Genomic DNA, 8,851 nt, shown 5'->3' on the forward strand with positions numbered 1-8,851 from the left:
AGAGATGTGTATAAGAGACAGGACGACGAGGGCGAGCGCGCCGGTCGAACCGACGGCGGGGCCGACCGTCAGGACGAAGGCCAGGAAGAACACCCGTCGAGCGGGCGTCTCGACGACCGCGTAGGGAGAGGTCCGTTCGTACCGCCGCCGACCGAGATAGTCGCGGCCGATCGCGACGAGTTGTCCGACGAACAGCGCGACGACGCTTAACAGCACCTCGGCCCGGAACAGTTCCATCCCGGCGTCGAAGGTTTCGTGCAGATAGATCCCGACGAAAAACGCGTACACCGGCGTCACGTAGAGGACGACCAGCGCGAACGAGACGTTCCGAACCGGGATCGGTGGCAGCCACGTGACCGGCCGAACGCCGCCGCGTTTGGCCGTCAGCAGGGCATCCGAGACCGACAGCACGCCGGCCTCCCGGTCGCTCGTCGGCCGACGCTGGGCGAACAGCGCCTTCCCGCTCGCGACCAGCAACGACACCAGCACCTCGGCGGCGTAGACGAACACCAGCGTCGCGGGCTCCCACCCAAATCGGAGGACGCCGACCAGCGGAAGCAGGTTCGCGACCAGCGTCGGGAGAAACGTCGCCGAATCGTCTCGAGTCGGGGGCCGGAGCGCGCGCATCGGTGAGTCTCCCTCGAACGATACTGGCAGCCGAAATAAATAAACTGTCTTTCAGATCGCAGCCGGCTCGGAAATCGCGTCGCCACCGCCGGTTCGACTCGCCGAGCGCGGTCCCGATCCGCCGGAGTGAAACCTGAACTGGTTTATCCGGGGGCCGACAATCGGCGGGCGATGACAGTCGTCGCTTTCGACTTCGACGGGACGCTTTCGGACTCCGAGATGACCGTGTTGCTCGGCGATCGCCGCGACGTCGCCGACGAAATGGCCGAGATCACTGAGCGCTCGATGAACGACGAGATTGACTACGCCGAGAGCCTCCGCAAGCGCGCGGCGCTCCTCGAGAGCCTGCCGGAAGCCGATGCCGAGGCGGCTTTCGATCAGGTCGAACTCCGGGAGGGTGCCGCTGACCTCATCGCCGAACTGAACGACGCCAGCGTCACTACCGCGATCCTCACCGGTGGCTTCGAACGCGGCGTCGCCGCCGCGCTCGAGCGCGAGGACGTCGCCGTCGACCACATCGTCTCGAACCGACTCCCGATGCAGGACGGCGAACTCACGGGCGCCGTCGAGGGACCGCTCATCGAGGGCACCAAGGACGACGCACTCGAGGACCTCGCCGACGACGTCGGCGCCGACCTCGAAGACACCGTCGCGGTCGGCGACGGCGCCAACGATCTGCCGATGCTGGAAGTCGCCGGCCTCGCGGTCGGCTTCGAGCCGAAACCGGCCGTCGAACCCCACTGCGACGTCGTCGTAACCTCGATGGCCGAGGCCCGCGAGGTCCTCCTCGAGGAAGGCGTCCTCTCCGAGCGCGTCGAGTAACGGCTCGTTTCTCCGATTTCGACCGGATCGTCCGGACGACTACGCCGCATTACTGGGTCGTATTACTCGGGAGCGACCGCTGTATCGAACGAATTCCACACTATCGATCATGCCGATACCGGACCCGAACGCGAACAATCACGAATCGACGAATGTCCACTATAACGGCCGATTTCGATACCGAGAGGGTTTTAACTCGCAATCGAGTAAGTACTTGTATGATGTGGCAAGACTTCATCTTCATGATTGGAAGCGGGCTCTCGATCATCTTCCTGGCGCCGACCCTCCGCGACGCCAGCGCTCGCGTTCCCCTCGGAACGAGCCTCCCCTCGATGGCGATCGGGTTCGTCTACGGCATGACCTTCCTCAGCCTCGGCATGTCGAACTCCGCGATGGGATCGCTCGCGGCCGGCACCATGTGGGCCCTGATCGCGATGATCCGCTCGCCGACCGGGATGAGCATCACAGGTCGGCTCTTCCGACTCGAGAGCCCCGTCCTCTTCGCGAGCGATCTCCGGCGCTGGCTCACCGGCTCCTCGTCGTCGGTCAACTCCAGCCAGTTCGTCCCGTCGGACGCTGATCACCAGTACCGCTCGTCGACCGATGGCTCCGCAGACTGAGTTGCAGCCTGTTTTCGAGACGACGCTCCCGACCCGCCGAACTCGTCCGTGATACTACTGCGGCAGATCGACGTAGTTGATCCACAGCGACGCAGTTGCTGGCGGTCTCACGCACAGTTTGGATCGATGCCCGCGTGATACTATCAGCGAGAAATTCAGGACATTCAGAGTGTTAAATTTTCCATACAGTAGTTCCAGAGCAGAATATGAAGCGGCGGCAGTTCGTTGCGGGGGCATCATCGGCGGTGTTAGCCACGCAGACGGGGATGCGAGGGAGTGGTACCGACTCTCAGTCGTACGAGGCACTGGAAAGCGACGCACTGCCGACGGACGTGACGGTCGCGTGGATCGTCGACCGGTTCGTTCAGGTCCAAAGCGAGAACGCCCCGGTCGTCGGGACCGAGGTCACCGTTCCCGGATACGTCCTCGAGCGAGTTCGGTCGCTACAACTCGGAGAGACGCAAAACCGATCGGTGACTGGGAACAGTCGACCGCGTCCGTCTCGAGGCCGAGACACACGCTATCGACCGATAGCTGACTTGTCGATCCGTCGGTCGGTGACGCCGCTGCGTGGCACGTGACGCCAATAGTATTATCAAAGATGACTGTTCTTCCAGAAAGAATAAGTATCGAAGCTGAGAGTCTCGTGATATGTCAGATCCGAACCTCGAGGCAGAGGAGCAAACGAGTTACGAAGAGACCGCGACTCGCGGACAGCCGGCCCAGCCGGCGGCGAACCAGGAGGCGCTTACGGACCTCCTGACGGAACCGCTTACGAAGGCGTACGTCAAGGCGATCGTCGCCCTCTACGCCCTTCTGGGGGCCGGAATGGGGCTTATCGTAATTCTCAGCGAAATCGTTGACGAGAGTATCGTCGACGGTGGCATCGGCAGTGATTTCGTCGCGCTCACGTTCGCCGGAATGCCGATCAGCGGCGTCCCGCACATCGCTGCGACGATCGCGCTGCTCGTCGGCGGCTACCTCGGCGTTCGGATGGCGGCCGACGACCGACAGACGATGCTCACCGCCGGTGCAGGCGCGCTGGCCGGCACGGCCGCGCTGTGGATCCTCTCGTCGTTCCTCGCCGTGTCACAACTGGACAACACCGATATCGAGGTCGGCGGCCTGATCATCAACGCCGTCGTCCTCGGACTCGTCGTCGGTGCCATTGCGGCCGGGACCGTCTACGTCATGCGCAACCTCGTCCCTGACGTGCAGCGATCGGCCGCCTGATCGGCTCGAGGGATCGGTTTCGATCGACGATGCGGTGACCTGCAGCGCAGTACGGTTCGACCGATACGACGGTTTTTTCGCGACGGTGCGCCGGCACGTTACTCCGAGAAAAGACTCGTGTGCACCGGCGCGAACGACTCGGACTCGACGGGCTCGTCCTCGCCGGCGGTGTCGGTGATCGCCCGCCCGGCGAGGCCGGTCTCGAGCAAGTCCGACAGCGGCGGCCCGACCTTCTCGGGTTCGACGAGGAAGGCGTCGTGGCCGTGGTCGGACTCGACGACGTGGTGGGCGACGTCGACGCTCGCCTCGCGGGCGGCCTCGGCCAGCGCCTCGGCCTGCTCGGTGGTGAAGTGCCAGTCGCCGGTAAAGGAGAGCAGGAGGAGTTCGCCCTCGAACGCCGCCAGCGCGTCGGCGTCGGACTCGTAGCCCGCCGAGAGATCGAAGTCGTCCATCGCGCGGGTCATGTAGAGGTAGCTGTTGGCGTCGAACCGATCGACGAACTTCTCGGCCTGATAGTCGAGATAGGACTCGACCTCCCGGTAGGGGAAGAAGGCGGCCGCGGGGTCGGGCTGCTCCTCGCGGACGGTCTCCCGGCCCGCCGAGCGCCGGCCGAACTTGCGGCTCATCGAGGCCTTCGAGAGGTACATGATGTGACCGATCTGGCGCGCTCGAGCCAGCCCGTCCTCGGGCTCGGGGCCGCCGTAGTAGTGGCCGCCGTTCCAGTTCGGATCGCTGGTGATCGCCCGCCGGGCGACCGTGTCGAGCGCGAGACACTGCGGATCGAGACGGGCGGCCGAAGCGACGACGCCGGCCCGCTCGACGTCGTCCGGGTACCGGCGCAGCCAGTCGAGGACGTTCATCCCGCCGACGCTGCCGCCGACGACCGCGCGGAGCCGGCCGACGCCGAGTTTGTCGAGCAGCTTGCGCTGCGACCGGGTCCAGTCGCCGACCGTGACCGGCGGGAAGTCGGTCCCGTAGGGCTCGCCCGTCTCTGGGCTCTCGCTGGACGGGCCGGTCGTCCCGTAACACGACCCGGGCGCGTTCGCACAGATCACGTAGTACTCGCTGGTGTCGATGGCCTTCCCGGGGCCGACGACGTCGCCCCACCAGGCGCGGGCCTGACCGGCGGTGTCGCCGCCCGAGTCCGGCCGCCGAGCGACGTGGGAACTCCCGGTGAGCGCGTGACAGACCAGCACCGCGTTATCGCCCGTAAACTCGCCGTAGGTCTCGTAGGCTACCTCGAGGCTCGGGATCGACTCCCCGGAGCGGAACTGGAACTCGCCGAGATCGATCGTGTTTTTGGTCGTCATAGCTGTGAGTTGGGGGTATCAGGGTGTCAGTCGCTCGCGGCCTCGATGGCCTGCTCGAGGTCGGCCAGGATGTCCGCGGGGTCCTCGATCCCGACCGACATCCGGACGAGGTCGTCGGTCACGCCCGCTTCCTCCCGCTCTTCGGAGGTCAACTGGCCGTGGGTCGTGCTCGCGGGGTGGATGACCAGCGTCTTCGCGTCGCCGATGTTCGCGAGGAACTGCGCGACCTCGACGTTCTCGCAGAAGGCCTTGCCCGCCTCGAAGCCGCCCTCGAGGCCGAACGCGACCATGCCGCCGAAGTCCGCGAGATACTGTCGAGCATTGTCGTGGGTCGGATGGTCCTCGAGGCCCGGATGGGTGACCCACGCGACGTCCTCGTGATCGGCCAGGTACTCCGCGACGACCTGGGCGTTCTCGCAGTGTTTCTCGACGCGCAGCGGCATCGACTCGAGGCCCTGGAGGGTCTGCCAGGCGTCGAACGGCGACTGCTGGTTCCCCAGGCTGCGCAACGAGCGGTACCGCGCCGTCGCGGCGAACGGTGCTTCGGGGAAGTCCCGCGAGAAGTCGACGTCGTGGTAGGCGTGGTTCGGCCCCGCGATCTCGTCGTAGCCGTGCTCGCCCCACGGGAACGAGCCGCCGTCGACGAGGACGCCGCCGACGGTCGTCCCGGAGCCGTGGAGCCACTTGGTCGTCGACTCCCAGACGACGTCGGCGCCGTGCTCGAGCGGGCGACAGAGCGCCGGCGTCGCGAAGGTGTTGTCCACCACGAGCGGAACGCCGTTCTCGTGGGCGATTTCGGCGACGCGCTCGAAGTCGGGCGTGACGAGAGAGGGGTTCCCGATCGTCTCGACGTGGACGAACGCGGTGTCCTCGTCGATGGCGTCCTCGTACGCGTCGTACTCGAGGGTGGGGACGAACTTCGTCTCGATGTTTCTGCGGGAGGCGGTCTTCGAGAAGTAGGCCGTCGTGCCGCCGTAGGTGTCGGTCGAACAGACCACGTTGTCGCCCGCCTCGGCGAGGATCAGCGTGGCGGAATCCAGCGCGGCCATCCCGCTGGCCGTCGCGACCGCGTCCGCACCGCCCTCGAGGGAAGCCAGGCGCTTCTCGAGGGTGCGAACGGTCGGGTTCGCGATGCGGGAGTAGATGTAGCCGTCGTCCTCCAAGGCGTAGCGGTCGGCGGCGGTGTCGGCGTCGTCGAAGACGTAGGAGGTCGTCTGGAAGATCGGCGGGGCCATCGCTCCCGTCTCCGGGTCGGGCGATTGGCCGGCGTGGACGCTTCGTGTCCCGAGACCGCGCTCGGGACGCTCCGATTCGTCGGCGGTCCCGTCGCTCGCGTCGTCGCTCATGTTTCGTATGCATACTACTGCAGAAACATATGCGTCTCAGTAACGGCAAAAACCGCAGCCGATTCAGTGGTATTCTCACGCACGAACTTTTTACACCTCGGGTTCGCCTGCGGCGAACCACTCGGTGCAAAAACGTCCTCAGAAATCTGCGATTTCTGATGGGCCCGCGGGAGCAGAGCTCCCGCGGACTTCGATGAAAAAGGGCCGCCTGCGCGGGCTTCGCCCGCTCCGGCGGGAAACCGCTCGCTACGCTCGCGGATGCTTAGGGTTTACCGCTACACTCACGGATGGTCACATGGGGTTGGGTCCCAGCATAGACTATCCGAAGTTATGACCGCTCAAGCAGCCTCACCTTGCAGGGCCAACAACTACCACCGCACGTGGCCGAGAGCCGATCGTGCAGACAGTATTCCACCTGATCGCCGACGACCCGGACCAGCGACAGACCGCCCTTACCATCGCCAAGAATCTCACGGAGGACGACTCCGTCGAGATCGACGACATCGCTATCGTCGCGCAGGCCGAGGGGATCGAACCGCTGACGGCCGGCGGCGACGGCAGCAACATGGTCGAAGAACTGCTCGAGCGCGGCCTCTCGGTCAAGGCCTGTGGCAACACCCTCGAGTTGAAGGACCTCGCGGAGTCCGACCTCGTCGACGGCGTCGAGACCGTCCCCTCCGGCGGCGGGGAGCTGACCCGGCTGCAGGACGAGGGCTACGCCTACATTCGGCCGTAGTCGCCGCCACGACCCCCTGACGAACCGAGCTCAACGGGGAACGGTCCCGATCATCAGGTAATAGTCGTGGCGGGGCGCTCGTCCCCACAGCGTCGGATCCCGCAGCGGGTCGTACTCGACGTCCCGGAGGCCCGCCTCGAGGAGCACCTCGCGCAGTTCGTCCGGCGGCCGACCGTCGTACAGCGGGAGGGCGTCGTGAATTTCCTCGTACTCATCCCACGGCTCGTCGTGGTCCCAGTACCCCTCGACGAGGAGGATTCGACCGCCCGGCTCGACGACCCGTCGCCACTCTCGAATCGCCGCCGCGGGGTTCGGCAGCGTCCAGACGAGATGGCGGGCCGTAAGGAGGTCGAACGCGTCGTCCGGAACGGCGAGCGACTCCGCGTCCCCGCGGTGGAACTCGATCGAGTGGCCCGCCGCTCGAGCCTTCTCCCGGGCGCGCTCGAGCATCGACGGCGCGAAATCGACGCCGGTAACGTCGTGGCCGAGTGCCGCCAGCAACAGCGAGAGGACGCCCGTTCCACAGCCCGCGTCGAGGACGCGACGCGGGTCGTCGCCGATCCGCTCGCGGAGGACCTCGAGCCAGCGGTCGCGCTGTTCGCCGGTGTGAATCCCGTGCTGGGGTTCCTCGTCGAACGTCGCCGCGCGGCCGTCCCAGTGCTGCCGGACGAGTTCTTTGACGGTTTCGTCGTCCTGGGCTGGCTGCGTCACGACCGAACACCCTTCATGCCGTGGACGGTGTTCCCGATTCGACGTAATGCTGTGGGTTCCTTCGCACGAAACGGCGCTCTCGCCGCGGATCGCTCGAGCCCTCGCGCCGCTCGCACCGCCCGCTCAGTCGTGCTCGAGGGTCTCGAGCAGCGTCCGGACGTTCCCGGACTCGGTTTCGAAGCCCCGTGCCTGGGGGAAGACGGCGACGCCGATCACGAAGTCGTCTCCGTGGACGACGGGTTCGCTGACCTGCAGGAAGACGTCGACGGTCGTCCCGGCGTCGATCAGTCGAGCCTCGGCGCGGTAGCGGACCAGCGTCGCCTCCGTCCCCAGTATCGAAACCGACTCCGCACCGACGCGCTCGACGTCCTCGAGTTCGTCGTACCGGCTCTGGATCAGCGCGACGAGTTCGTCCGTCGAGTAGTCGCCGACGGGATTGAACGTCTTTCCGAGCACTGACACCTGCGGCGTCGTGAGCGCGGAGACGACCGACGCCTGCAGCCGTCCCAGTCCGAGCGCGTCGAGCGCGAGCGCACGGTCGTACTCGGCGTACCAGTTGCGGGCCTCGATCGTCCGCTCGAGTCCGAACCGGCCGACAGTCCGTTCAACGACGACCTCTTCGACGGTACGTTCGGCGTAGCCGGTCTCCTCGAGGGCCCCTCGAGCGACGGTCGCCGAATCCGACGAGAGCGAATCGGCGACGAAATCGGTACAGCCGGCGAGCGCGCTCGCTCCGGCGGTCGCCCCCGCTGCGAGGAATCCGCGGCGCGTGAAAGTCATCGAGGAAGACAGGTCGTCAGAGAACGAAAACGCATCGGTTCACCGAGTCGGGTATTATCTCGCGGCGCCGCCAGCGCGCCGACGGCTCACGCGGCCGCGCCCGTCTCGGTTGGGAGCCCGATCCGGTCAGCCGACGCGCGGGCGGCAGGGACGCGGAAAGCCCAGCCGGACCCACGGTCCCACGGTCGGCCGAGACCGACGACCTTGATAGCCGGCGGTGAGAAAGGGGAAACGTGCACTCGAGTGACCGGGATCGGATCGTGCTCGCGGCCGTCGTCTTCGCCGTGCTGTTCTCCCAGCTGTTGCTCTATCCGGGCGTGTCGACCCTCGTCGACGCGCTCGGGGCCGACGCGGCGACGTCGGCCTTTGCGGCGACCGACCTCGATGCCAGCATGTGGTTCCTCGTCGCGGAGTTCGCGGGGTACGTCGCCTTCGTCGGCGTCTGGGGCGCCGCGAGCGATATCACGGGGCGTCGCACGCCGTTCATCGTCGCCGGGGCGCTCGCCGGCGCCGCCAGCTACGCCGCCCTCGCCGCCGTCCCCGCGATCGGATCGATCCCGTTCGAGGGCGTCCTCCTCATGCGGTTCGTACAGGGCGCGATGACCATCGGCGCGTTCTCGCTGACGATGACCATGCTAATGGACCTCGAGCTGTCTCTTATACACA

Annotated in this window: 9 protein-coding genes and 1 pseudogene; 5 read left to right on the forward strand and 5 right to left on the reverse strand. The window is 66.3% G+C overall.

Annotated features, from left to right (window positions below; all coding sequences use genetic code 11):
- A partial coding sequence (locus C477_RS04130) for a DUF6498-containing protein (RefSeq protein ID WP_008893184.1) occupies positions 1-627 on the reverse strand: 627 nt, incomplete at its 3' end.
- 171 nt (positions 628-798) lie between these two features.
- Here C477_RS04130 and serB point away from each other — a divergent pair.
- The 3 genes from serB to C477_RS04150 all read left to right on the forward strand — a co-directional run bounded on the left by serB (position 799) and on the right by C477_RS04150 (position 3,302).
- Positions 799-1,449 (forward strand): phosphoserine phosphatase SerB, encoded by a 651-nt coding sequence (gene serB, locus C477_RS04135; protein WP_008893185.1) that lies wholly within the window; start codon positions 799-801, stop codon positions 1,447-1,449.
- A 218-nt stretch (positions 1,450-1,667) separates the two neighbouring features.
- Positions 1,668-2,069: a hypothetical protein gene (locus tag C477_RS04140; protein WP_008893186.1), complete on the forward strand. Its 402-nt coding sequence runs from the start codon at positions 1,668-1,670 to the stop codon at positions 2,067-2,069.
- Positions 2,070-2,720: 651 nt separating this feature from the next.
- Positions 2,721-3,302, forward strand: coding sequence for a hypothetical protein (locus C477_RS04150; RefSeq protein WP_008893188.1), 582 nt, complete (start codon positions 2,721-2,723; stop codon positions 3,300-3,302).
- A 98-nt stretch (positions 3,303-3,400) separates the two neighbouring features.
- Here C477_RS04150 and metX read toward each other — a convergent pair whose 3' ends face one another.
- Both metX and C477_RS04160 read right to left on the reverse strand, forming a co-directional pair.
- Positions 3,401-4,612, reverse strand: coding sequence for a homoserine O-acetyltransferase MetX (gene metX / locus C477_RS04155; protein ID WP_008893189.1), 1,212 nt, complete (start codon positions 4,610-4,612; stop codon positions 3,401-3,403).
- Positions 4,613-4,638: 26 nt separating this feature from the next.
- The gene (locus C477_RS04160) at positions 4,639-5,958 is read right to left on the reverse strand and encodes an O-acetylhomoserine aminocarboxypropyltransferase/cysteine synthase family protein (RefSeq protein WP_008893190.1); all 1,320 of its coding nucleotides are present in this window, start codon (positions 5,956-5,958) and stop codon (positions 4,639-4,641) included.
- A 397-nt stretch (positions 5,959-6,355) separates the two neighbouring features.
- Between C477_RS04160 and C477_RS04165 the strand changes: the two genes are divergently transcribed.
- Positions 6,356-6,694, forward strand: coding sequence for a DsrE family protein (locus tag C477_RS04165; protein WP_008893191.1), 339 nt, complete (start codon positions 6,356-6,358; stop codon positions 6,692-6,694).
- Positions 6,695-6,724: 30 nt separating this feature from the next.
- Here the strand turns inward: C477_RS04165 and C477_RS04170 are convergent, their stop codons facing one another.
- Both C477_RS04170 and C477_RS04175 read right to left on the reverse strand, forming a co-directional pair.
- A complete protein-coding gene (locus C477_RS04170; protein ID WP_008893192.1) occupies positions 6,725-7,405 on the reverse strand; it encodes a class I SAM-dependent methyltransferase in 681 nt (226 codons plus the stop codon).
- 123 nt (positions 7,406-7,528) lie between these two features.
- Positions 7,529-8,185, reverse strand: a complete 657-nt coding sequence (locus tag C477_RS04175) for a DUF6517 family protein (protein WP_008893193.1) — start codon at positions 8,183-8,185, stop codon at positions 7,529-7,531.
- Between the two features lie 233 nt (positions 8,186-8,418).
- On the opposite strand from C477_RS04175, the pseudogene C477_RS04180 reads away from it, so the two are divergent.
- Positions 8,419-8,851 (forward strand): annotated as a pseudogene (locus C477_RS04180) (MFS transporter); the annotation flags it as partial.

Origin of the sequence: Haloterrigena salina JCM 13891, assembly GCF_000337495.1 — an archaeon.
In the GTDB taxonomy this organism is placed as follows: domain Archaea; phylum Halobacteriota; class Halobacteria; order Halobacteriales; family Natrialbaceae; genus Haloterrigena; species Haloterrigena salina.